General features: G+C 71.5%; 17 protein-coding genes and 1 pseudogene. 14 read left to right on the top strand and 4 right to left on the bottom strand.

The window, feature by feature from the left end; genetic code table 11:
- Positions 1–215 precede the first annotated feature (215 nt).
- From rimO to EF387_RS03475, 5 genes are all read left to right on the top strand, one after another.
- Entirely contained in the window at positions 216–1,757 is a 1,542-nt protein-coding gene (gene rimO, locus EF387_RS03500; RefSeq protein ID WP_128374968.1) for a 30S ribosomal protein S12 methylthiotransferase RimO, read from the top strand.
- A gap of 500 nt (positions 1,758–2,257) precedes the next feature.
- Positions 2,258–2,959 carry a CDP-diacylglycerol--glycerol-3-phosphate 3-phosphatidyltransferase gene (gene pgsA, locus EF387_RS03490; protein ID WP_128374996.1) on the top strand — a complete coding sequence of 234 codons (702 nt, stop codon included), beginning with the start codon at positions 2,258–2,260 and terminating at the stop codon, positions 2,957–2,959.
- Positions 2,956–3,501 carry a CinA family protein gene (locus EF387_RS03485; protein ID WP_128374967.1) on the top strand — a complete coding sequence of 182 codons (546 nt, stop codon included), beginning with the start codon at positions 2,956–2,958 and terminating at the stop codon, positions 3,499–3,501. The genes pgsA and EF387_RS03485 overlap by 4 nt, the downstream gene beginning before the upstream one ends.
- A gap of 109 nt (positions 3,502–3,610) precedes the next feature.
- Positions 3,611–3,988: a helix-turn-helix domain-containing protein gene (locus EF387_RS03480; RefSeq protein WP_128374966.1), complete on the top strand. Its 378-nt coding sequence runs from the start codon at positions 3,611–3,613 to the stop codon at positions 3,986–3,988.
- A 384-nt stretch (positions 3,989–4,372) separates the two neighbouring features.
- Positions 4,373–4,843 (top strand): Dps family protein, encoded by a 471-nt coding sequence (locus EF387_RS03475; protein ID WP_128374965.1) that lies wholly within the window; start codon positions 4,373–4,375, stop codon positions 4,841–4,843.
- A gap of 672 nt (positions 4,844–5,515) precedes the next feature.
- Here the strand turns inward: EF387_RS03475 and EF387_RS03465 are convergent.
- From EF387_RS03465 to EF387_RS03455, 3 genes are read right to left on the bottom strand one after another with little or no spacing between them, the layout of a single operon-like run.
- Complete coding sequence (locus EF387_RS03465) at positions 5,516–6,277, bottom strand: SDR family NAD(P)-dependent oxidoreductase (protein WP_128374963.1); 762 nt, start codon at positions 6,275–6,277, stop codon at positions 5,516–5,518.
- Positions 6,278–6,326: 49 nt separating this feature from the next.
- Positions 6,327–7,157 (bottom strand): Fpg/Nei family DNA glycosylase, encoded by an 831-nt coding sequence (locus EF387_RS03460; protein WP_128374962.1) that lies wholly within the window; start codon positions 7,155–7,157, stop codon positions 6,327–6,329.
- Between the two features lie 34 nt (positions 7,158–7,191).
- Positions 7,192–12,105 carry an ATP-dependent helicase gene (locus EF387_RS03455; RefSeq protein ID WP_128374961.1) on the bottom strand — a complete coding sequence of 1,638 codons (4,914 nt, stop codon included), beginning with the start codon at positions 12,103–12,105 and terminating at the stop codon, positions 7,192–7,194.
- Positions 12,106–12,180: 75 nt separating this feature from the next.
- On the opposite strand from EF387_RS03455, the pseudogene EF387_RS03450 reads away from it, so the two are divergent.
- The 3 genes and pseudogenes from EF387_RS03450 to EF387_RS03440 all read left to right on the top strand — a co-directional run.
- A pseudogene (locus EF387_RS03450) lies at positions 12,181–12,945 on the top strand (AraC family transcriptional regulator); the annotation flags it as partial.
- 113 nt (positions 12,946–13,058) lie between these two features.
- The gene (locus EF387_RS03445; protein WP_128374960.1) at positions 13,059–13,826 is read left to right on the top strand and encodes an AzlC family ABC transporter permease; all 768 of its coding nucleotides are present in this window, start codon (positions 13,059–13,061) and stop codon (positions 13,824–13,826) included.
- On the top strand, positions 13,823–14,131 hold the full coding sequence (locus EF387_RS03440; RefSeq protein ID WP_128374959.1) for an AzlD domain-containing protein: 309 nt from the start codon (positions 13,823–13,825) through the stop codon (positions 14,129–14,131). Before EF387_RS03445 ends, EF387_RS03440 begins: the two co-directional genes overlap by 4 nt.
- A gap of 20 nt (positions 14,132–14,151) precedes the next feature.
- Here EF387_RS03440 and EF387_RS03435 read toward each other — a convergent pair whose 3' ends face one another.
- Entirely contained in the window at positions 14,152–15,096 is a 945-nt protein-coding gene (locus tag EF387_RS03435; protein ID WP_128374958.1) for a hypothetical protein, read from the bottom strand.
- Positions 15,097–15,174: 78 nt separating this feature from the next.
- Here EF387_RS03435 and EF387_RS03430 point away from each other — a divergent pair, with 78 nt between their 5' ends.
- From EF387_RS03430 to EF387_RS03405, 6 genes are all read left to right on the top strand, one after another.
- The gene (locus EF387_RS03430; protein ID WP_128374957.1) at positions 15,175–15,369 is read left to right on the top strand and encodes a DUF3046 domain-containing protein; all 195 of its coding nucleotides are present in this window, start codon (positions 15,175–15,177) and stop codon (positions 15,367–15,369) included.
- A gap of 61 nt (positions 15,370–15,430) precedes the next feature.
- Positions 15,431–16,675: an AI-2E family transporter gene (locus EF387_RS03425; protein ID WP_128374956.1), complete on the top strand. Its 1,245-nt coding sequence runs from the start codon at positions 15,431–15,433 to the stop codon at positions 16,673–16,675.
- Positions 16,676–17,412: 737 nt separating this feature from the next.
- Entirely contained in the window at positions 17,413–18,540 is a 1,128-nt protein-coding gene (recA, locus tag EF387_RS03420) for a recombinase RecA (RefSeq protein WP_128374955.1), read from the top strand.
- 8 nt (positions 18,541–18,548) lie between these two features.
- Positions 18,549–19,565, top strand: a complete 1,017-nt coding sequence (gene recX, locus EF387_RS03415; RefSeq protein WP_128374954.1) for a recombination regulator RecX — start codon at positions 18,549–18,551, stop codon at positions 19,563–19,565.
- A gap of 316 nt (positions 19,566–19,881) precedes the next feature.
- Entirely contained in the window at positions 19,882–20,556 is a 675-nt protein-coding gene (locus tag EF387_RS03410; protein WP_128374953.1) for a winged helix-turn-helix domain-containing protein, read from the top strand.
- Complete coding sequence (locus EF387_RS03405) at positions 20,553–23,072, top strand: ABC transporter permease (protein ID WP_128374952.1); 2,520 nt, start codon at positions 20,553–20,555, stop codon at positions 23,070–23,072. Before EF387_RS03410 ends, EF387_RS03405 begins: the two co-directional genes overlap by 4 nt.
- Positions 23,073–23,146 lie beyond the last annotated feature (74 nt).

The following is a 23,146-nucleotide window of genomic DNA, read 5'->3' as shown; positions in this document are numbered from 1 at the left end:
TTCCGGGCGGCACGCGCGCTTTCGTGTGTGTCGTACGCGGGACGTGTTCTTGGTCGCAGCCGCCCAGTAGCTCCGGGCGTGCGGCCTATGTACGTGCGTTATGCACATTTCGAGGTCGTACGCGTGTGCGGCCAGGTGAAGCGCCGCGTTCCGCTCCCAGTACCGGGCAACCCTGACGACGTGGGCTGTCAGCGGGACGAAGTAGTCTTGAGCCCATGCCTGAACGCCGTACCGTCGCACTCGTCACTCTTGGCTGCGCCCGCAACGAGGTGGACTCGGAGGAGCTCGCAGGCCGTTTGGAGGCGGACGGCTGGGAGCTCGTCGAGGACGCCGAGGACGCCGATGTCGCCGTGGTCAACACGTGCGGCTTCGTCGAGGCCGCCAAGAAGGACTCGGTCGACGCGCTCCTGGAGGCCAATGACCTCAAGGGCCACGGCAGAACCCAGGCCGTCGTGGCGGTGGGCTGCATGGCCGAGCGCTACGGCAAGGAGCTGGCGGAGGCTCTGCCCGAAGCCGACGGCGTGCTCGGCTTCGATGACTACGCGGACATCTCCGACCGCCTCCAGACCATCCTCAGCGGCGGCATCCACGCCTCGCACACCCCGCGCGACCGGCGCAAGCTGCTGCCGATCAGCCCGGCCGAGCGGCAGCGGGCGGGAGCCGGCGTGGCTCTTCCCGGCCACGCCTTGGTCGACGCCACTGCCGGCTCCGACGCTGCTGCCGGCCCGGGCGCGGCTGACGGCTCGGCTACCGCGACGCCCGCCGATCTGCCCGATGGGATCGCCCCGGCCTCCGGCCCGCGCGCACCGCTGCGCCGTCGGCTGGGCTCCTCACCGGTGGCCTCCGTCAAGCTCGCCTCCGGCTGCGACCGGCGCTGCTCGTTCTGCGCCATCCCGTCCTTCCGGGGCTCCTTCATCTCGCGGCGGCCCAGCGACGTCCTGGGTGAGACGCGCTGGCTGGCCGAGCAGGGCGTCAAGGAGATCATGCTGGTCTCCGAGAACAACACCTCCTACGGCAAGGACCTCGGCGACATCCGTCTCCTGGAGACCCTGCTGCCCGAACTGGCCGGGGTGGACGGTATCGAGCGCGTCCGCGTCAGCTATCTGCAGCCCGCCGAGATGCGGCCGGGGCTCATCGACGTGCTGACCTCGACCCCGAAGATCGCGCCCTACTTCGACCTGTCGTTCCAGCACTCCGCCCCGGACGTGCTGCGCTCGATGCGTCGCTTCGGCGACACCGACCGCTTTCTCGAACTGCTCGACACCATCCGCTCCAAGGCCCCGCAGGCCGGTGTGCGCTCCAACTTCATCGTGGGCTTCCCCGGTGAGACGGAGGCCGACCTGGCGGAGCTGGAGCGGTTCCTGACGGGTGCGCGACTGGATGCGATCGGTGTCTTCGGGTACAGCGACGAGGAAGGCACCGAGGCGGCGACGTACGAGAACAAGCTGGACGAGGACGTGGTCGCCGAGCGGCTGGCCCATGTCTCACGGCTCGCGGAGGAACTGGTCTCGCAGCGGGCCGAGGAGCGCCTGGGCGAGACGGTGCACGTCCTGGTCGAGTCCGTCGACGAGGACGGCGTCGTCGGCCGTGCGGCGCACCAGGCGCCGGAGACGGACGGCCAGGTGCTGTTCACGGAGGAGACGGGCCTGAGCGTCGGCCGTATGGTCGAGGCGAAGGTGGTCGGCACCGAGGGCGTCGACCTGGTGGCCGAGCCGCTCCAGAGCTCGCTCGCGTGTACTGAGGAGGCGGCCAGATGACCGGAGTCCCGGCATCCGCGGCAGGCGGCTCGGGCGCGGCGGGCTCGGCGGGCCCTGCCGGGGCCCACGACGCCAAGGGCGCGACGGCCGTCGGGGCTTCGGCGAGGAAGGGCGTGACCGCTGCGGCCAAAGGGAACGGTGTGGCCTCGGTGAGCGGTGCGGAACCGGCTTCGGGCCCCAGCGCGGTGCCCGCCGCAGGGTCGGGTCCGGTCGGGGGCTCGGTGCCTGCGGGAGGGTCGGGTCCGGTCGGGGGCTCGGTGCCTGCGGGGGAGTCGCTTCCCGTCGGTGGGAAACTCTCCGCCGAGGGGTCGATTCCGGGTGGAGGGCCCGTTCCTGCCGATGGGGCGGCTCCTGCCGCCGGAGCGGCTCCAGCCAAGGGGCCTGGTCCTGCCAAAGGACCTGGCGCCACTGGGGCTGTACCTGCCACAGGGGCTGTACCTGCTACTGAGCCTGTTTCCTCCGCAGAGGCGGCCTCCGCCGGTGGGGCCGGGGCTGGAGAGGTGCACGGCGCAGGGAACGCTGAGGGTGCCGGTGCCTCCGGGAACGCGGACACCGCCGGCGCGGACTCCGAGGGCAGGCCGGTGCGCGGCGGAAAGCTGGGCGCCGCGGTCAACCAGGCCAGCGTGTGGAACGTCGCCAACCTTCTGACCATGCTGCGCCTCCTCCTCGTCCCGGGGTTCGTCGCGCTGATGCTGACCGACGGCGGCTATGACCCGGCTTGGCGCTCGCTCGCCTGGGCGGCCTTCGCCATCGCCATGATCACCGACCTCTTCGACGGACACCTGGCCCGGACGTACAACCTTGTCACCGACTTCGGGAAGATCGCCGATCCCATCGCCGACAAGGCGATCATGGGCGCCGCGCTGATCTGTCTGTCCGCGCTCGGTGATCTGCCGTGGTGGGTGACCGGGATCATCCTCGGGCGGGAACTAGGCATCACCCTGCTCCGCTTCGTGGTGATCCGCTACGGCGTCATCCCGGCGAGCCGCGGCGGCAAGCTGAAGACCCTGACCCAGGGAATCGCCGTCGGCATGTACGTCCTGGCGCTGACGGGGCCACTGGCCACCCTGAGGTTCTGGGTGATGGCCGTGGCGATCGTCTTGACCGTCGTCACAGGTCTCGACTATGTGAGACAGGCCATTGTGTTGCGCAGGCGGGGAATCGCCGAGCGCCAGGCAGCGTTGCAAGGGGCGGAACGGTGAGTTCTCCCGCCGCCGACGTCGTGCGACTACTCACCGTCAAGGGTGAGACGCTCGCCGTCGCCGAATCCCTGACCGGTGGACTGGTTGCGGCGGAGATCACAGCGGTACCCGGGGCCTCCAAGACCTTCCGGGGTTCGGTGACCGCCTACGCCACCGAGCTGAAGCATCAGGTACTGGGGGTCGACGCCGCGCTGCTGGCCGCCCAGGGAGCGGTGAACCCGCAGGTGGCGGCCCAGATGGCAGCCGGTGTGCGGATGTTCCTCGGCACCGACTGGGGGCTGGCGACGACCGGTGTGGCAGGCCCCGAACCCCAGGACGGACAACCGGTCGGCACGGTCTTCGTGGCCGTGGACGGGCCGTCCGAGCCGGGTGAAAAGGGCTTCGGTGGCGGGAAAGTGGCGGCGTTGCGGTTGAACGGCGACCGTGCGGAAATCCGTATGGAGAGTGTACGCAGCGTACTCGCACTGCTTCTGGAAGAGCTCTCCGGCGAACAGGCTGGGAACCGGGGGGCACAGGATACGGAACAGAACGGGGGGAATTGATGTTTGCAGCCCTGAGTGAACACGACATCGCTCCCCGCACGGCCGCGGCGCAAGGCGGTACGGTGGGGCGTGAAGGATGCGGCTACGCGGTCCGAGGAGGGAGCCACCGATGATTCTGCTCCGTCGCCTGCTGGGTGACGTGCTGCGTCGGCAGCGCCAGCGCCAGGGCCGTACTCTGCGCGAAGTCTCCTCGTCCGCCCGAGTTTCACTCGGCTATCTCTCCGAGGTGGAGCGGGGGCAGAAGGAGGCTTCCTCCGAACTGCTCTCCGCGATCTGCGACGCGCTGGACGTACGGATGTCCGAACTCATGCGGGAAGTGAGCGACGAGCTCGCCCTCGCCGAGCTGGCCCAGTCGGCAGCGGCCACCGAGCCGGTGCCCGCGCCAGTGCGCCGCCCGGTACTCAATTCCGTTTCGGTGACCGGTGTGCCACCGGAACGGGTGACGATCAAGGCGCCTGCGGAGGCAGTGGACGTAGTCGCCGCCTGACGCCCGTGCGCGCGTGCAATGCGCGCGACCACAGGAACAGAACACCGACGAGAGCCCCGGCCGGGCTCTCCGGGGAGACCCGGGAGCGCGGCCGGGGCTTTCGGCTGCCCGAAGCGTGTGTGCTGCCTCACCGCGGTCGGCGTTTTCGCTCGTTGCGGTCGGGCACTTGGCTTTCTGTGGGATCGTGCGGGCCGTCCCCGAAAGCCGGCGAAACCTGGGGAGCCCGGGACGTCGGGAGCCCGGGAGCCTGAGGTCCTGGGCTGGAAGCCTGGAACCCCCGGAAGCCAGGGGAGTCACAGTTCGTCCCGTACGCCTGCTAATGATCCCTTTTCGTCGCTTTGTGCGATGGTGAGAAGGGTCGGACGAAGGAATCGGAGGATCCTGATGTACATCGTGAAGAGCCCGCTCCCCGAGAAGGATCTGAAGGCCGTGTCCGAGGCGCTGCAGGGTGCCCTGATCGACCTGGTGGACCTCTCCCTGGTGGCAAAGCAGATCCACTGGAACGTTGTCGGACCGCGCTTCAGGTCCGTGCACCTGCAGCTGGACGAGGTCGTCGACACCGCACGGCAGTACTCCGACACCGTGGCCGAGCGCGCCGCCACACTCGGTGTCTCCCCCGACGGCCGGGCTTCGACGGTGGCCGACCACTCCGGGCTCGGCAAGATTCCCGAGGGCTGGGTCAACGACTCGGACGCGGTGGCAGTGCTGGTCGAGGCACTCGGCTCGATCATCACGCGGATGCGTGAGCGGGTGACCGTGACCGGGGAGGCCGATCCCGTGAGCCAGGACATCTTCATCAGCCTCACGGCGGATCTCGAGAAGCACCACTGGATGTTCCAGGCGGAGAACGGCTGACGGCGGCCGGTCTCGTGGTCCGAGACCTTGCGCGCCCTGTCCCGGCCGGGAGCGGTCGGCCCGGCGTCGCGCGGGGGGTGATGCGCGTGACGGGACTGGCAGGGCTCGCAGGACTTGCGGGGCGGATAGCGGTCCTGGGGGCGCTCCTGGGGCTCGGCGCGCTGTGGTGGTGGAGCGTTGCGCGGCTGGTGCTGTCGCCGGACGCCGGCGCGCTCGAGGGAGCCGTCGCCGTCGGCGGGTGGGGGTTGAGTCTGGTCCCCGTGCACTGCGCGCCAAAGACGCGGGCCCCGGGAGCCGTGGGGGTTGACCGGTGGGTACGGGCCTGGCACGGAGGTGCGTCGGGCGTGGCGGACCGGGTGGTTGCGGAGGGCCACGCAGGTGTGGAGGTTCGGGCGGGTTCGGACCGGCCACCGGAGCCGCCGAGGCCGCAGATCGAGCCTGGAAGCGAGGGGTCCCGTTCTCGCTGAACCGGTTCTGTGGTTGTGGTCGGTGAGTGAGGGCCGGGTTCTGAGCCCATGAGCTTGAGCTTATCGGCCCGTGAGCTGTGGGCCCGCGAGCTTTTGGGCCCGTGAGCGTGGCGCAAGGAGGCCTGGCCGGAGCTGCTGGGCGCGCGCGGGGCGCTGGGAGCGGCGGGAGGCCGCAGGGGAGCGGCAGGGGAGCGGCAGGGGTGGGTCACCAGGGCATCGTTACGCCACCGTTCGGACGGAGGATCTGGCCCGTGGTGAACGACGACGCGTCGGAGGCCAGATGCAGTACCGCGTGGGCGATGTCCTCCGGCTCGCCGACCCGGCCCAGCGGTGACATCCGGGCCATGAACGCCTCTGTCCGTGCCTGTGCCTCGCCGTGTTGGCCCGTCATGGGTGTGCGGATCCATCCGGGCGCCACCGCGTTCACCCGGATGCCGTGCGCCCCCACCTCGGTCGCCAGTGTCTTCGTCAGCTGGACCACGGCCGCCTTCGAAGCGCCGTAACACAGCAGGCCCGGTCCGCCGGTGTCCACCGCCCCGGAGGCCATCGTGACGATGCTGCCGCGCGTGCCCGTCGCGATCATCGTGCGGGCCGCCTCCTGGCACGCGTACAGGACTCCTTTGAAGTTCACCCCGAGCACCCGGTCGAGGTCCTCGTCCAGGGTCTCCAGGACCGTGCTGCTGTGCATGATCCCCGCGATGGCGGCCATCACGTCCAGACGTTCGCAGCTCGCCACGGCCTCCTTCAGCGCGCCCCGGTCGGTCACGTCGAGCACGTGGGTGCGGACGCTGCCGGGCGTGTCCTTGATCAGGGTGGCCGTCTCGTCCAGACCCGCCGCGTCGCGGTCCGCGCAGTGGACGGTGGCGCCCGCCTGCGCCAGCAGTACGGCGGAGGCACGGCCGATGCCGCTCGCGGCGCCGGTGACGAAAGCCGTGCGTCCGGTGAGGTCGTACGCATTGACGGACATGTAGGGACCGTACGAGGGTTTCTGACGGATCGTCAATTGTCGTGGTGCGTCAATTGCCAGGACGCCGGTGGGTGCGGTGGGCCGAGTCGGGGCCGGGGCCCGACTGGCAGGCCGGGCACCAGTAGGTCGGGCGCTCGCGGGAACCGTCCCCCTGGTCCCCGACCCGGATCGAGGTGTGACAGCGCAGACACGGGCGTGGTGCGCGGCCGTAGACGAACAGGTCCTGCCCGCGGCGTCCCGTCGTGGTGCGGACCGGGCGGTCGCGGTTGGCTTCCAGGAGCTTCTTGGCGAGGGCGGGCAGTTGTTCCGCGCGCTCCGCCGGGAGTTGACCGATCGGCAGCCACGGGGTGGCCCTCAGGAGGAAGCAGAGTTCGCTCTTGTAGACATTGCCGATCCCGGCGAGGTTGCGCTGGTCGAGGAGGGCCTCACCGAGCGGACGGGCGGGGTCCTTCAGGAGGTTGGCCAGCGCCGTGTCGGGATCCCAGTCGGGGCCCAGCAGATCGGGTCCGAGATGACCGACCACGCGGTGCTCCTCGGTGGTGCGCAGCAGCTCCAGCACGGGGAGCCGGTAGCCGACGGCGGTGCGCTCGGGGTTGCCGAGGATCGCGCGGATCTGGTGGCCGGGGCCGCCGCTCCAGCGCTGCCCGGTCCCGTACACCTTCCACGAGCCGTCCATGCGCAGATGCGAGTGCAGCGTCAGGTCGCCCTCGAACCGGGTGAGGAGGTGCTTGCCCCGCGGGGTGACGTCGAGGACGGTGCGGCCGGTGAGGTCCACGGTGGCGTACCGGGGCACCCGGAGGTCGAATCGGGTCAGCACACGGCCCGCGAGCGCGGCGTGCAGCCTCCCCGCGGTCTGCCAGACGGTGTCTCCTTCGGGCATGGGTCAAGAGTGGCACGCGCCGGGATGGCGCGCGTTACGCGCGAATCCGCAGGCCCCGGGGAGTGGCGATGAAGCCCGCTGCCTCCAGGAGGGTGCCGAAGGGGGAGGTCAGGGCGGAGGCACCGTTGACGCGCTCCACGGTGACCGTGCCCAGGGAACCCGCGCGTGCCGCTGCCGCCAGGGCCTCGGCCGCCGTCCGCAGGCGGGGGTCGTCCGTGGCCGGGGCGTCCGGGTCGGACGGCCAGGCCAGCAGCGTCTTGCCGCCCCGCTCCATGTAGAGCACCAGTTCCCCGTCGACGAGCACCACCAGGGAGCCCGCCTTGCGACCCGGCTTGTGCCCGGCGCCGGTGGGCGGCTCCGGCCAGGACAGGGCCGCGCCGTAGGCGTTGGCCGGGTCGGCGGCGGCCAGGACCATGCCTTGAGGGGCGTTGGGGGCCCGGGAGCCCCGGCGGGGCAGGTGGCCGGGGGCGGCCGGCGCCGGGAACCTCGGGCTTCCGTGCGCGAAAGCGGGGCCGTCGACGAGTTGTGCGGCGCTGGCGGGGGCGTCGAGGCTCTCCCAGAGGGTCGGGGGGTTCTCCTCGCGGGAGTCGTCGATGTCGTCGGTGTCGTCGGCGCCACTGGTGCCATCGGCGTCGAAGTCCGGGAAGTCCACGAAGCCTGTGTCGTACGGGACGGGCGAAGGTCCGCCGACGTCCGGGCCCGGCAGACTCTGGCCCCGCTCGCGGGCGTTGGCGACCGCGCGCAGGCGGTCCACCGCGCCGTCCATCGCGAACTGTGCGGCGCCGAGCCCCTCGACCACATAGCCCCGGCGGGCCTGACCGCTGTCCTCGAAAGCCGACAGGACGCGGTACGTCGCCGAGAAACCGCCCTCGACCCCCTCCGCCGCCACGGCGCCCCGGGTGACCACGCCGTGCCGGTCGAGCAGCGTACGGGCCAGGGCGTGGGAGCGCACGGTCGTGTCGGGTTCGCGGTCGGGCAGCAGCGACCAGCGTCCGGCGACGGTGGGCGGCCCCGTACGGGAGACCGGGCGGGCACCTGCGGTGAGCGAGCCGTACCGGCCGCGCGGCACCGTGCGCTTGGCGCGGTGGGCAGTGGATCCCGCGGTGCGGCCCGAGCCGAGGACCGCGCGCATGGGCGCGAGGGTGTCGTTCGTGAGCCGTCCTGACCAGGCCAGGTCCCAGACGGCGTCGGCCAGTTGGGGATCGGTGACGTCCGGGTGCGTGGTGGCGCGGACTTGGTCGGCGATCTGCCGGAAGAACAGGCCGTAGCCGCCGGAGAGGGCGTCCAGGACCGACTGGTGGAGTGCGGTCGGCTCCAGCGGGTGCGGGGGCGGCAGCAGCAGCGGGGCCGAGTCGGCCGTATACAGCGAAACCCAGCCGTCCTTGCCGGGCAGCGAACCGGCCCCGGCCCACAGGATCTCGCCGGCGGCCGTCAGCTCGTCCAGCATCGCCGGGGTGTAGTTCGACACGCGTGACGGCAGGACGAGTTTCTCCAGCGCCGACGCCGGTACCGAGGCCCCCTGCAACTGCTCGACTGCCCGGACGAGACCGTCGACACCGCGCAGCCCGTGCCCGCCGCCGACGTGCTGCCACTGCGGCAGGAACTGTGCGAGCGCGGCGGGCGGTACCGGCTCCAACTCCTCGCGCAGGGCGGCCAGGGACCGGCGGCGCAGCCTGCGCAGCACCGCCGCGTCGCACCACTCCTGGCCGATGCCCGCCGGATGGAACTCGCCCTGGACGACACGGCCGCTCGCCGCCAGCCGCTGCAGCGCCCCCTCGGTGACGGCCGTGCCGAGGCCGAAGCGGGCCGCCGCGGTCGCCGACGTGAACGGGCCGTGGGTGCGCGCGTATCGCGCCAGGAGATCACCGAGCGGGTCCTTGACCGGCTCCATGAAGGCCTCCGGCACCCCGACGGGCAGGGCCGTGCCCAGCGCGTCACGCAGTCGGCCCGCGTCCTCGATCGCGGCCCAGTGTTCGGCCCCGGCGACCCTGACCCTGATCACGCGCCGCGCCCCGGCCAGCTCCCGCACCCAGCTCCGCTCGGCGCCGCGCTCCGCCAGCTCCGCGTCGGTGAGCGGGCCCAGCAGACGGAGCACGTCCGCGACGCCCTCGGGATCCTTCACCCGCCGGTCCTCGGTGAGCCACTGCAGCTCCCGCTCCAGCTCGCTCAGCACCTCCGCGTCGAGCAGTTCGCGCAGTTCCGCCTGACCGAGCAACTCGGCGAGCAGCCGCGAGTCCAGCGACAGCGCGGCGGCGCGCCGCTCGGCGAGCGGTGAGTCGCCCTCGTACAGGAACTGGGCCACGTACCCGAACAGCAGGGAGCGCGCGAACGGAGACGGCTCCGGTGTGGTGACCTCGACCAGTCGCACCTTGCGGGACTCGATGTCACCCATCAACTCCCCGAGCCCGGGCACGTCGAAGACGTCCTGGAGACATTCGCGGACCGCCTCCAGGACGATCGGGAACGAGCCGAACTCACTGGCCACCTCGAGCAGTTGGGCCGCGCGCTGCCGCTGCTGCCACAGCGGTGTGCGCTTTCCGGGGTTGCGGCGCGGCAGCAGCAGCGCCCGCGCGGCGCACTCCCGGAACCGCGACGCGAACAGCGCGGAACCGCCCACCTGGTCGGTGACGATCTGATCGACCTCGCCCTTGTCGAAGGCGACGTCCGCCGCGCCGACGGGAGCCTGTTCCGAGTCGTATTCGGTGCCCGCCTTGCGAGGTTCCTGGTCGAGCAGGTCCAGCCCCAGCAGATCGGCGTCGGGCAGGCGCAGCACGATGCCGTCGTCGGCGTGCATGACCTGGGCGTCCATGCCGTACCGCTCGGAGAGCCGGGCGCCCAGCGCCAGCGCCCACGGGGCGTGCACCTGGGCGCCGAACGGCGAGTGCACCACGACTCGCCAGTCGCCCAGCTCGTCACGGAACCGTTCGACCACGATCGTGCGGTCGTCCGGCACGTGGCCGCAGGCCTCGCGCTGTTCCGCCAGGTACGAAAGGACGTTGTCCGCGGCCCAGGCGTCAAGTCCCGCGGCCAGCAGCCTCAGCCGTGCGTCGTCCTGCGGCAGGGAACCCACCTCGCGCAGGAACGCGCCCACCGCGCGGCCCAGTTCGAGCGGCCTGCCCAGCTGGTCGCCCTTCCAGAAGGGCAGTCGGCCCGGGACACCGGGCGCGGGGGACACCAGCACCCGGTCACGGGTGATGTCCTCGATCCGCCAGGAGCTGGTGCCCAGCGTGAAGACGTCCCCGACCCGCGACTCGTACACCATCTCCTCGTCCAGCTCGCCGACCCGGCCACCGCCCTTCTTGGGATCGGCGCCGGCGAGGAAGACCCCGAAGAGCCCTCGGTCGGGAATCGTGCCCCCGGAGGTGACGGCCAGACGCTGTGCCCCCGGGCGCCCGGTGATCGTTCCGGCGACGCGGTCCCACACCACGCGCGGCCTGAGCTCCGCGAAGGCGTCGGACGGATACCGGCCCGCCAGCATGTCGAGCACGGCCGTGAAGGCCGATTCCGGGAGCGAGGCGAACGGGGCCGCCCGGCGGACCGTGGCGAGCAGGTCGTCGACCTGCCAGGTGTCCAGCGCCGTCATCGCGACGAGCTGCTGGGCGAGGACGTCCAGGGGGTTGGCGGGGACCTTCAGCGACTCGATGGAGCCGCTGCGCATCCGTTCCGTGACGACGGCGGACTGGACCAGGTCACCGCGGTACTTCGGGAAGACCACACCCGTCGAGACCGCTCCCACCTGGTGGCCCGCGCGGCCCACGCGCTGCAGGCCGGAGGCCACGGACGGCGGCGACTCGACCTGGACGACGAGATCCACGGCACCCATGTCGATGCCGAGTTCGAGACTGGAGGTGGCGACCACGGCAGGGAGCCGACCGGCCTTGAGGTCCTCCTCGACGAGAGCCCGCTGCTCCTTGGAGACCGAGCCGTGGTGGGCGCGCGCGATGACGGCAGGCGCCCCCTGGGCCGCGCCCGAGCCGCCCATCAGCTCGGCCGGGGAGTGGTGTTCGTCCAGCGTCTGGCCGGTCGCCCGCTCGTACGCGATCTCGTTGAGACGGTTGCACAGGCGCTCGGCGAGGCGGCGGGAGTTGGCGAACACGATCGTGGAACGGTGGGCCTGGACGAGGTCCGCGATCCGCTCCTCAACATGCGGCCAGATCGACGGCCGTTCCGCTCCCTCACTCCCGTCGGCCACCGGGGAGCCGCCCAACTCGCCCAGGTCCTCGACCGGTACGACCACGGACAGGTCGAACTCCTTGCCCGACGGCGGCTGCACGATCTCCACCTTGCGGCGCGGCGAGAGATAGCGCGCGACCTCGTCGACCGGGCGCACGGTCGCCGAGAGGCCGATCCGGCGGGCCGGCTTGGGCAGCAGCTCGTCCAGGCGCTCCAGGGAGAGCGCGAGATGGGCGCCGCGCTTGGTGCCGGCGACCGCGTGCACCTCGTCCAGAATCACGGTCTCCACACCCGTCAGCGCGTCGCGCGTGGCCGACGTCAGCATCAGGAACAGCGACTCGGGGGTGGTGATCAGGATGTCCGGCGGACGCGTGGACAGCGCACGGCGCTCGGCGGCCGGGGTGTCGCCGGAGCGGATGCCCACCCGCACCTCCGGCTCGGGCAGCCCCAGCCGCACCGACTCCTGACGGATGCCGGTCAGCGGACTGCGCAGGTTCCGCTCGACGTCGACCGCGAGAGCCTTCAGCGGCGACACGTACAGCACCCGGCAGCGCTTCTTCGGATCGGCCGGCGGAGGAGCGGACGCCAGCTGGTCCAGCGCGGCGAGGAACGCGGCCAGGGTCTTGCCGGAGCCGGTCGGGGCGACCACCAGCACGTCCGACCCCGCACCGATGGCCCGCCACGCCCCGGCCTGGGCCGCGGTGGGCGTGGAAAAGGCCCCCGTGAACCAGCCGCGGGTCGCGGGAGAGAAGCCGTCGAGTGCAGTCCGTGCCATGCCCCTATCCTGCACCCGGCCACTGACAATGCCCCTGACCTGCGTAGACGCCCACTCCGTCGTCGTTGGGACGTGATGGAGAATGGACGCATGGCAGGTTCCACCGAGCGGGCGCGGCACTGGCAGTACCCGGAACTGCCCGGTGTCGATCTGCTGAGGGCGAGTTACGTCCACAAGACCTTCGTGCGGCACACCCACGAGAACTTCGTCATCGCGGCCATCGCCGACGGCGCCGAGGTCTTCCACCACGGCGGCGACGACGTGTACGCGGGCGCGGGGTCCCTCGCGCTCGTCAACCCGGACACCCCGCACACCGGCCGCGCGGGCGTTCCGGAGGGCTGGCGGTACGGGGCCGTCTACCCGTCACCGGACCTGGTCGCCGAGATAGCCGCGGAGACCACCTCCATCCGCGGCACGCCCGGCTTCGTCGCCCCGGTGCTCGCCGACCCGTACGCCGTCGCCCTTGTCCACCAGGTGCTCCGCGCCGCCGACGAGGGCAACGCGCTCGCCGCCGACACCCTGCTGAGGGTCGCCGTGACCCGCCTCCTGCGCCTGAACGGCGGTCCGCTGCCGCAGCGCGCCGTGCGCACCGCGGGTGCCGGCGTGGCGGCACGCGCACGGGCCGTGCTGGAGGAACACATGGCCGAGCCACCCACCCTGCAGCGGCTCGCCACCGACCTGGGCAGCAGCCCCTTCGCGCTGCTGCGGGCCTTCCGCGACACCTACGGCATGCCTCCGCACACCTGGCTCACGGACGCCCGGGTGCGCCGGGCCCGCCGCCTCCTCGACGCGGGGATCGCTCCCGCCGACGCGGCCGTCACCGTCGGCTTCACCGACCAGCCGCACCTCAACCGCCACTTCACCCGCATCGTCGGGGTGCCGCCGGGCGCGTATCAGCGCGAGCGCAAGAACGTACAAGACCCGCCGGCCGGCCGACCCCTACCGTCCCAGGCGTGGCAGAACGGACAGCACTCGCAGACACAGGGAACCAGAACGGTGGAAAACCCGACGCCGCCGTCGTACGAGACGCACTCGGTGTCGGGTTCGCCGTCGGCCTGTCCGGTTTCGCCTTCGGTGTGACCTCGGCCGGCGGCGGCCTGACGCTGCTGCAGACCTGTGTGCTCAGCCTCCTGGTCTTCACGGGGGCCTCGCAGTTCGCGCTGGTCGGCGCGCTCGCGGCCGGCGGCAACCCGTTCACGGCCGCCGCGGGCGCCTTCTTCCTCGGGGTGCGGAACGCGTTCTACGGGCTGCGGCTGTCCCAGCTGCTGGCCCTCCCGCGCGCGGTGCGGCCGGCGGCCGCCCAGTGGGTCATCGACGAGACCACCGCGGTCGCGCTCGCCCAGCCGACGCGGCGCAGCGCCCGCATCGGTTTCACCGTCACCGGACTCACCCTGTACGTGCTGTGGAACCTCACCACACTGCTCGGCGCGCTCGGGGCCGGGGCCATCGGCGACACAGACGCCTGGGGGCTGGACGCCGCGGGGCCGGCCGTCTTCCTGGCGCTGCTCGCGCCGATGCTGAAGACCACCCTGGAGCGTGCCGTCGCGGGCCTCGCCGTGTTCCTCGGGCTCGGCCTGCTGCCCGTGCTGCCCGCCGGGGTCCCGGTCCTGGTGGCAGCGCTCGCGGCGCCGATCGCCCTCTACGGAGCGGGCCGCCGCGCCACCCGTAACCCTGTGGACGCCGATGAGGCACCGGACGAGGCACCGAAGGAAGAGCGTTGAACATCTGGATCGCCATCGGTGTGACCGCCGTGGGCTGCTACGCCGTCAAGCTCCTCGGGCTGCTGGTCCCCGAGGGCGTACTGGAGCGGCCTCTCGTCCAGCGCCTCGCCGCGCTGCTGCCCGTCGCCCTCCTGGCGGCGCTCACCGCGCAGCAGACCTTCGCCGAGGGGCAGACCCTCGTCCTGGACGCCAAGGCGGCGGGCCTCGCGGCGGCGGCCGTGGCGCTGCTGCTGCGGGCGCCCTTCCTGATCGTGATCGCCGCGGCCGTCGTGGTGACGGCGGGGGTGCGGGCCATGACGGGCTGAGCGACGGCGAGGGACAGCACTCAGGTAATGGTCCGTCCGTACGCCCGCAGGGTCCGCAGCGCCTCGACGGTGACCATCGGCCGCGCCTCCAGGGCCGTGCCCGGCGCCCACTGGCGCCAGCGGACCGGCCAGCCACCGTCCTCCTGCTGCTCGCTCGTGAGGAAGTCGAGGGAGCGGGCCATCTCCTCGTCGGTGAACCACGCGCGCGCGAGTGAACCGGGCGTCTTGGCGAAGTCGTGCGCGAAGTGGTGCTCGTCCGGTGCGTAGCCCGGCGCGACCGGGTAGGCGTCCAGGCGGTCCGGCTCCAGGGCGGCGAGCCGCTGCTCCCGCAGCAGACGGCCCAGCCGGTCGGCGGCGGCTTCCGCGCGGGGACGGTCCGGTGCCGAGTCGAGGAACGCCACGGCGGCCTCGACCTCGTAGGGGTGTGTCACCTCCAGGGAGTCGACCGCCTGCCAGCAGAAGTCGGTGGCCCGGAACATCCAGGCGTGCCACACGTCGTTGCGGTGCAGCAGGCCCACCACGGGCCCGGTGGCGAGGAGAGAACTCGGGGGATCGTCGACGATCGGCACGAAGGGTGCGGCGGGATAGCCGCGCTGGCTGGGGTGGACCGCCGGGAGAGCCCCGTCGGACGTCGAGACAGCGGTCAGATAGCGGCAGACGCGTTCGACCCGCTGCCCGCCGCAGCGCCCGATCGAGTCCAGCACGCGCAGCGCGTGACCGGTGTGCAGCGGCTGGCTGACCGGCCCGCGCAGATCCGGTTCCAGTGCGTGACCGTAGCCCTCGTCTTCGTTGCGGTAGGCGGCCAGCGCGGTCTCCACCGCGTCCGGATCGCCGTCCAGGAAGTGGTACGCGAACTGGCGCTGCTCCAGCACGCGCGCGGTGAGCCACACGAAGTGCTCGGCCCGGGCGAGCGGCGAGCGCGCCGCGGGCGACGGGGGCGGTGGGAATGCTCCGGTTTCGGCCATGTTCCGACCGTAGGACGGAAAACCTCCGCGACAAGGCCTCGCCGCCGGGCCCCACCCTCAGGGCGGGATACTGGAGTCATGCGGTTGACGGTCTTCTGGCAGCGGATGGCGGATCACTTCGGTCCCGGGTACGCCGACACCTTCGCACGTGACCATGTCATGTCGGAGCTCGGCGGGCGCACGGTGCACCAGGCCCTGGACGCCGGCTGGGAGGCGAAGGACATCTGGCGCGTGGTGTGCGCGACCATGAACGTTCCGCACGAAAAGCGCTGATCGGCGAAGAGATCCCCAGGCCGGGGGCCCGGATGACGGCCGTGTGGGTGAGACTTGCACCGTGGCACCCACCGACGAGACCGCCCAGGTCACACCAGAGGCTTCTCCGCCCGGCACGACGCCTCCCGCCGGCCCTCCGGCCGGGGGCGCCGCGTCGGGAAGCCGCATGCCGCGCTGGCTGCCGCGGGCCATGGTGCTCGCGCTCGCCCTGTACGCCTGCTTCCAGTTCGGCAGTTGGGCGTTCCAGCAGCTCACCGGGCTGTTGATCAACATCCTCATCGCGTTCTTCCTGGCCCTCGCCATAGAACCCGCGGTGAGCCGGATGGCCACTCGCGGCATGCGCCGGGGGCTGGCCACCGCGATCGTCTTCTTCGCCGTGATGATCGCGAGCGCCGGTTTCGTCACCCTGCTCGGCTCGATGCTCGCCGGTCAGATCATCAATATCGTCGAGGACTTCCCGAGGTATCTCGACCAGGTGATCAACTGGGTCAACTCGACCTTCAACACCGAGCTGAGCCGCCTCGACATCCAGGACAGCCTGGTGCACTCGGACTGGCTCAGGAAGTACGTGCAGAACAGCGCGACCGGCGTACTGGACGTGTCCGCGCAGGTCCTCGGCGGCCTCTTCCAGCTCCTGACGATCGCCTTGTTCTCGTTCTACTTCGCCGCCGACGGGCCGCGGTTGCGGCGAGCGCTGTGCTCGGTGCTGCCGCCCGCCCGGCAGGCCGAGGTGCTGCGCGCCTGGGAGATAGCCGTCGACAAGACCGGCGGCTACATCTACTCGCGCGGCCTGATGGCCCTCATCTCGGGTGCCGCCCACTATGTCCTGCTGGCGACGCTCGACATCCCGAACGCGCCGGTGCTCGCCGTCTGGGTCGGCCTGGTCTCGCAGTTCATCCCCACCATCGGCACGTATCTGGCGGGCGCCCTGCCGATGCTGATCGCCTTCACCGTGAACCCCTGGTACGCGCTGTGGGTGTTCATCTTCGTGGTCGTCTACCAGCAGTTCGAGAACTACATGCTGCAGCCCAAGCTGACCGAGAAGACCGTGGACATCCATCCCGCTGTCGCGTTCGGTTCGGTCGTCGCGGGCACTGCCCTGATGGGCGCGGTGGGCGCGCTGATCGCGATTCCGGCGGTCGCCACGCTGCAGGCCTTCCTGGGGGCCTATGTGAAGCGGTACGACGTCACGGACGACCCGCGGGTGCACGGCCATCGCAGGCGGGGCTCGGGCGTCGCGCTCGCGCGGGTGCGGCGGCTGCTGGGGAGGCGGACGGGGACGGGGGCCGAGGACGCGTCCGCCTAGTCGGCCGTCGAGCACCCGGAACCGGACACTCAGCAGGCGACGACCGCCCAGGCCCCCGTGCCGACGAAGGAAGCCCTGCGGGCCCTCGGGCCGGTACCGGAACGTGGCGACGGCGAACACCGAAAGCAGCACCACCAGCACCCCCACCCCCGACCGCCCGGGTCATGGAGACCGCGGTGTCGAACGGCGTCTCCATGCCGAAGTGCGAGGGGACCCGGCGCCACGCCCGGGAGCGCACCGGGAGCGCACCGGGAGTGCAGCCGGGAGTGCAGCCGGGATGCGCCCTGGCGCGACCGTGCTGGTGGACGGCCCGAAGCGCCGTGGCGGGGAGGCACGGATATGGGGCGCCCGGAAGGCCGGAGGGCCGAGGGGCCGCGCCCGGAGGGCCGGAGAGTCGAGCGGCCACGCCCGGAGGGCTGTGGGGAGCGAGGGGCGCGCAGGCCGTCAGGACGAAGGGGCTTTCGGGCAGGGCGTTGCTCGGTCTCGTTGGGGGCTCCGCGGCGGCGGTACCAGAGCCGGCCGTGGTCTTCGGGAGCCGCGTGGTGCGCTTGACACTAAAATCGAACATCCATTCTTATGGAGTCTCCGGCGGGCTCGCGACGGGGATTTCACGGGGGATTTCATGGAGATCCGCCCGAGTTATCCACAGGCCGGGCGGGCGTCAGAGCGCATTGTCAGTGGCAGGCGTTAGCGTCTTTGGCGTGAAGCGATCGACTCAAGCAAACCGGGTGGAACCCATGGCAGGAACCGACCGCGAGAAGGCGCTCGACGCCGCGCTCGCACAGATTGAACGGCAATTCGGCAAGGGCGCCGTGATGCGCATGGGCGAGCGGTCGAAGGAGCCCATCGAGGTCATCCCGACCGGGTCGACCGCACTCGATGTGGCTCTCGGCGTCGGCGGACTGCCGCGCGGCCGTGTCGTGGAGATCTACGGACCGGAATCCTCCGGCAAGACGACCCTGACCCTGCACGCGGTGGCGAACGCCCAGAAGGCCGGCGGCCAAGTCGCCTTCGTGGACGCGGAACACGCCCTCGACCCCGAGTACGCGCGCAAGCTCGGCGTCGACATCGACAACCTCATCCTCTCCCAGCCCGACAACGGCGAGCAGGCCTTGGAGATCGTGGACATGCTGGTCCGCTCCGGTGCCCTCGACCTCATCGTCATCGACTCCGTCGCCGCGCTCGTCCCTCGCGCGGAGATCGAGGGCGAGATGGGCGACTCGCACGTGGGTCTGCAGGCTCGTCTGATGAGCCAGGCCCTGCGGAAGATCACCAGCGCGCTGAACCAGTCCAAGACCACCGCCATCTTCATCAACCAGCTGCGCGAGAAGATCGGTGTGATGTTCGGCTCCCCGGAGACCACGACCGGTGGCCGGGCACTGAAGTTCTACGCCTCGGTGCGTATCGACATCCGTCGCATCGAGACACTGAAGGACGGTACGGATGCGGTGGGCAACCGCACCCGCTGCAAGGTCGTCAAGAACAAGGTGGCGCCGCCCTTCAAGCAGGCCGAGTTCGACATTCTCTACGGTCAGGGCATCAGCCGCGAGGGCGGTCTGATCGACATGGGCGTGGAGCACGGCTTCGTCCGCAAGGCCGGTGCCTGGTACACCTACGAGGGCGACCAACTCGGTCAGGGCAAGGAGAACGCGCGCAACTTCCTCAAGGACAACCCCGACCTGGCCAACGAGATCGAGAAGAAGATCAAGGAGAAGCTGGGCGTCGGCGTGCGGCCGGAGGAGCCCGCCGCCGAACCGGGCGCGGACGCGGCGAGCGCGGCCCTCGCGGCCGAGGAAGCGGCCAAGGCGGTGTCGGCTCCGGCGGCCAAGGCCACCAAGTCCAAGGCCGCGGCGACCAAGAGCTGACCCGTACTGTGCCTGATTCCAAAGCGTGGCGAACCGACTGGGCCGAGTACGCGCATCCCGTCGCCCCCCAGAGGCCAGGGCGTGGGAGCGGCGGCTCGGCCGGACAGGGGGCCGGACCGCACGACCGGAAGCGGGGGAACGGCGGCGACGGCGCTCACGGCGGCGGTGATTCCTACGCCGACCGTGCCTATGCCAACGACGGTGCCGCCCATGTCGACGACGGTGCCTATGCCGACGGTGCGGCCAATGTCGACGACGGTGCCTACGGCGGGGATCCGGACGGTCAGGGTCCGCCGGACGGGTCCGGCCCGCCCGGCGGTGGTCTCGAACGCGGCGGCCGGAGGCATGACGACGCTTCACGCGATGACGGACACGGTGACGGTCGGAACCGTGCCACGGGGCGGCGCGGCAGTGGTGGACCGCGTGGCCGACGGCGGGCGGGCGGCTTCGGTGAAGCCTCCCGTCGCCCACAGGACGGCGGTTCCCCTCCCTCGTCGAGGGCCGAGGAGGGGGAACCCCACCCGGGGGACCCGGCTGAGCGGGCGCGGGCCATCTGTCTGCGCCTGCTCACCGGGACCCCGCGTACGCGTAAGCAGCTCGCCGACGCCCTGCGCAAGCGGGACATCCCCGAGGACGTGGCGGAGGAGGTGCTGTCCAGGTTCGAGGAAGTCGGCCTCATCGACGACGGTGCCTTCGCCGACGCCTGGGTGGAGTCCCGGCACCACGGGCGAGGGCTGGCGCGGCGGGCGCTGGCCCGGGAACTGCGCACCAGAGGAGTGGACTCCTCGCTGATCGACGAGGCCGTCGGACAGCTCGACTCGGAGCAGGAGGAGACGACCGCCCGGGAACTGGTCGAGCGCAAGCTGCGCTCCACGCGAGGCCTCGACAGAGACAAGCGCCTGCGCCGCCTCGCGGGCATGCTCGCCCGCAAGGGCTACCCGGAGGGCATGGCCCTGCGGGTGGTCCGGCAGGCACTGGAGGAAGCGGGCGAGGACACGGATGGCTTGGAGGACGACCAGTACTGATCCAGTCTGCTCGGGGGAGCCGCGGCCTCCCACCCCGGCCTCCCCAGCCTTCTGTTGTCGTCTCCTTCTCCGTCTGTCTCGGCTCCCTTCTCCGCCTGTCTCGGCTCCCGTCTCCGCCTCCGTCTCGCCTCCCGTCTCCGTCTCGGCTCCGGCTCTCGTCTCGGCTCCGGCTCCCGTCTCGGCTCCCGCCTCCTCGCTGTCCACCGGGCCCGGGAGTGAGCACCAACTCCCAGCGTTCAAGGTGGGGTTAGCCCCCTGTCGAAGACGCCTGGTCACATCAGTGCACGGGTAACTGTGCACAAACGACTGTGTACTCATGTCAAATCAACCCGGCGCGACCCGGACCACGAGGTCGGTGAGCCCTGATGGCGACGCGGGACGGACCTCCGGTGAACCCGGGCGGCGCGAGTCCATCGAGCTCGACGACCTGGCGACCCTCAAAGCCCTCGCCCACCCCCGGCGGCAACGCGTGCTGCAACACCTCACCGTGCACGGCCCCGCCACCTCGGCCACCCTTGGCCGTGCGCTCGGACTGAACACCGGCGCCACCAGCTATCACCTGCGCGAGCTGGCCCGGTACGGATTCGTCGAGGAGACCGACCGCACGGGCCACGGCCGCGAGCGCTGGTGGCGAGCCGTGCCCGGCGACCGCCGCTTTCCGCCGCGCAGCCGGCAGAGCCCCGAGATGAGGCTGGTGATGGACGAGTTGAACCACCATGCCTACGCAGCCGACCTGGAACTCTTCGAGGAACTGCAACGGGGCGCGGGCGACGACGACCCCTGGGCGGATGCCTTCCCGTACTCGCGCGGAACCGTTCGGCTCACCCTCCCCGAACTCCGCGAGTTCTTCGAGGAGTACATCGCGCTCCTCAACCGCTACCAGCGGCCCGAGACCGAGACCCCGTCCGGCGCACGCACCGTGCTCACTCGGTTCCTCGCCTTCCCGGCCGCCCCGCACCAGGACGACACAGAGGAGAGCGAGCTCTCATGATGCTGCGTTACGCCCTGCGGACCGTCCGGCACCGAAAGGGCGGCTTCCTCGGTGCATTCCTCGCCCTGATGTGCGCCGCCGCCCTCATCACCGCCTGCGGCACCCTCCTGGAAACGGGACTGCGCGGAACTATCGGCACCGAGCGCTACGCTGCCGCGCCCGTGATCGTGTCCGCGGACCAGAACGTCCACCAGAAGACCGTCAAACACAAGAAGGGCAAGACCAAGGTCAAACACAAGGCGAAGCCGATCACCGAACGTGCCTGGCTGCCCGAGGCCCTGGGGGAGAAGCTGAAGCGCGTACCCGGGGCGGCCCGAGTCGTTCCGGAACTCACCTTCCTCGCCCAGCCCTCGGTCCCCACCGGCGACCGGACCGCATACGGTCACGCCTGGGAGTCCGCGACCCTCACCCCGTACACCCTCATCAGCGGAAAGGCCCCCGTACAGGATGGCGATCTCGTCGTCGACCGTTACCTCGCCGACCGTGCGCGCCTCGGGCCCGGCGACCGGCTCACCGTCCAGTCGACCCGGGAGCCGCGCGCATACCGGATCACCGGAATCGCCCAGGGCACCCCGGTACGCCATCAGACCTCCCTCTTCTTCTCCGCCGCGGAGGCCCGCCGTCTCGCCGCACATCCCGGGCAGGTGACCGCGTTCGGCGTGCTCCCCGCCGAGGGCACCACGCCGGAAGTGCTTCGGCGAAACGTCGCCGGGGCGCTGCGCGGCACCACCGTGCAGGTCAGCGCCGGCAGTGACCGCGGCCCCGTCGAGTTCCTGGACGCCGCCGCGGCCCGGGTGAAGCTCGTCAGTCTCGGTGGCGCCATGGGCGGCACCTCGCTGCTGGTCGCCGTGATCGTGGTCGTCGGCACTTTCGCGCTGTCCATCCGGCAACGGCACCGCGAACTCGCCCTGCTGCGCGCCGTGGCCGCCACCCGGGGCCAACTCCGCGCACTACTCGGGCGAGAGGCCCTGATCGTCGGCCTGGTGGCCGGTGTCCTGGGAGCATGCGCCGGGCTGCCGCTCGGCGGTCTGCTGCACGACCGGTTCGTCGAACTCGGCGCCGTACCGGCCACCCTTCAGCACACGGCCGGTGTCTTCCCGCCGCTCGCCGCCGTCGCCGCGACGCTGCTCGGAGCCTGGGCCGCCGCCCGTGTCTCCGCGCGCCGCATCACCCGTATCCGTCCTGCCGAAGCCCTCGCCGAAGCGGCCGTCGAGCGCGTCCGTCCGGCCTGGGGACGCACCCTCGCCGGACTCCTCCTGCTGGCCGGCGGCACCACCCTCGTCATCGTGCTCACGGGGCTGCGGACCGAGCCCGCGTCGACTCCGGTCACCTTCCTCGCCGTCGTGGTCCTCGCCTCCGCCGTGGCGCTGCTCGGACCACCGTTGGTCAAGGCCACGGCCGTCGTCCTCGCTGGACCGCTGCGGACGACCGGGTTCGGCGGCCGGCTCGCCATCGCCAACCTCCGCGGCAATGCGATCCGCATGGCGTCCGTCGTCACCCCGCTCACCCTCCTCGTCGGTATGACCTGCACTGTCCTCTTCGTCCAGCCCACCCTCGGTGACGCGGCCCGCGCCCAGGCCCGGGAGGGCATCCGCGCCGACTGGGTCGTCACGGCGCAGGGGCCCGGTGTGCCGGCCGAGGCCGCACGGCGTCTTCGTACCCAGGGCGACACCGTCACCGAAGTCGTCCGGACGACCGTCCGCGTCGGCCTCGACAAGTACCCGGCGCAGGGCGTGACCCCCGCGGGCCTCACCCGCGCCTGGGACCCCGACGTCATCGCGGGATCCTTGTCGGGGCTCGCCGAGGACACCGTCGCCGTAAGCCAACTGGCCGCTGACCAGCACCACTTGAGGCCAGGAAGTGCTTTGAAGCTGACACTGGGTGACGGAACGCCGACCACCCTCACCGTCATCGCCGTCTATGCCAAGGGGCTCGGTTTCGGCGATCTCACCTTCGCCCACGACCTGGTCGCCCGCCATGTCGACAATCCGCTCGGCGCCGCCGTCCTCGTCGGCTCCACCCGCACACAGGCACAACTCGCGACCACCCTGAGTGAGTTCCCTGACCTGCGCGTCCTCACCCCGGCTGCGGCTGACGGGGTGCAAGCGGGGCGGCAGCAGGCGAACGCGGAGGTGAACCACCTCGCCATGGCACTCGTGCTGGCGTTCACCGCGATCGCGGTCGTCAACACGCTCGCCATGTCGGTCTCCGCGCGTGTACGGGAATTCGCGATGCTGCGGCTCGCGGGCGCGACACGGCGACAGGTGCTGCGGATGCTGCGTACCGAGGCGCTGTCGGTGCTGTTCCTGGCCACGGCGCTCGGCAGCGGGATCGCGCTCGCCGTACTGACCGCGTTCAGCGTCGGCATGACCGGTCGGGCGGCACCGTCGGTCACACCGCTGGTTTACGTCTCGGTGATCGCGATCGCCGGCCTGCTGGCCCTGGTGGCCACCGCGGTACCGGGGCGAGTGGCCCTGCGGCCCCTGCCGGTGAGGGTGGCCACGGCTCAGGAGTAGTGGGTGGGCGACCCGCAAGTGTGCGCCCCGCGCCTCTCCGGCGGGGCGGGGCGCCACCTGAGCGCGCGCGAGAA

This window comes from Streptomyces cavernae, from assembly GCF_004023625.1.
In the GTDB taxonomy this organism is placed as follows: domain Bacteria; phylum Actinomycetota; class Actinomycetes; order Streptomycetales; family Streptomycetaceae; genus Streptomyces; species Streptomyces cavernae.
The sequence above is the reverse complement of the archived record's forward strand: the minus strand, read 5'-3'. Positions and strand labels throughout refer to the sequence as shown.

Bases quoted from the DNA above. Each gene is read 5' to 3' on its own strand.
- rimO (WP_128374968.1), top strand. From the start codon at position 216: ATGCCTGAACGCCGTACCGTCGCACTCGTCACTCTTGGCTGCGCCCGC.
- EF387_RS03480 (WP_128374966.1), top strand. From the start codon at position 3,611: ATGATTCTGCTCCGTCGCCTGCTGGGTGACGTGCTGCGTCGGCAGCGC.
- EF387_RS03475 (WP_128374965.1), top strand. From the start codon at position 4,373: ATGTACATCGTGAAGAGCCCGCTCCCCGAGAAGGATCTGAAGGCCGTG.
- EF387_RS03465 (WP_128374963.1), bottom strand. From the start codon at position 6,277: ATGTCCGTCAATGCGTACGACCTCACCGGACGCACGGCTTTCGTCACC.
- EF387_RS03460 (WP_128374962.1), bottom strand. From the start codon at position 7,157: ATGCCCGAAGGAGACACCGTCTGGCAGACCGCGGGGAGGCTGCACGCC.
- EF387_RS03455 (WP_128374961.1), bottom strand. From the start codon at position 12,105: ATGGCACGGACTGCACTCGACGGCTTCTCTCCCGCGACCCGCGGCTGG.
- EF387_RS03435 (WP_128374958.1), bottom strand. From the start codon at position 15,096: ATGGCCGAAACCGGAGCATTCCCACCGCCCCCGTCGCCCGCGGCGCGC.
- EF387_RS03430 (WP_128374957.1), top strand. From the start codon at position 15,175: ATGCGGTTGACGGTCTTCTGGCAGCGGATGGCGGATCACTTCGGTCCC.
- recA (WP_128374955.1), top strand. From the start codon at position 17,413: ATGGCAGGAACCGACCGCGAGAAGGCGCTCGACGCCGCGCTCGCACAG.
- EF387_RS03410 (WP_128374953.1), top strand. From the start codon at position 19,882: ATGTCAAATCAACCCGGCGCGACCCGGACCACGAGGTCGGTGAGCCCT.
- EF387_RS03405 (WP_128374952.1), top strand. From the start codon at position 20,553: ATGATGCTGCGTTACGCCCTGCGGACCGTCCGGCACCGAAAGGGCGGC.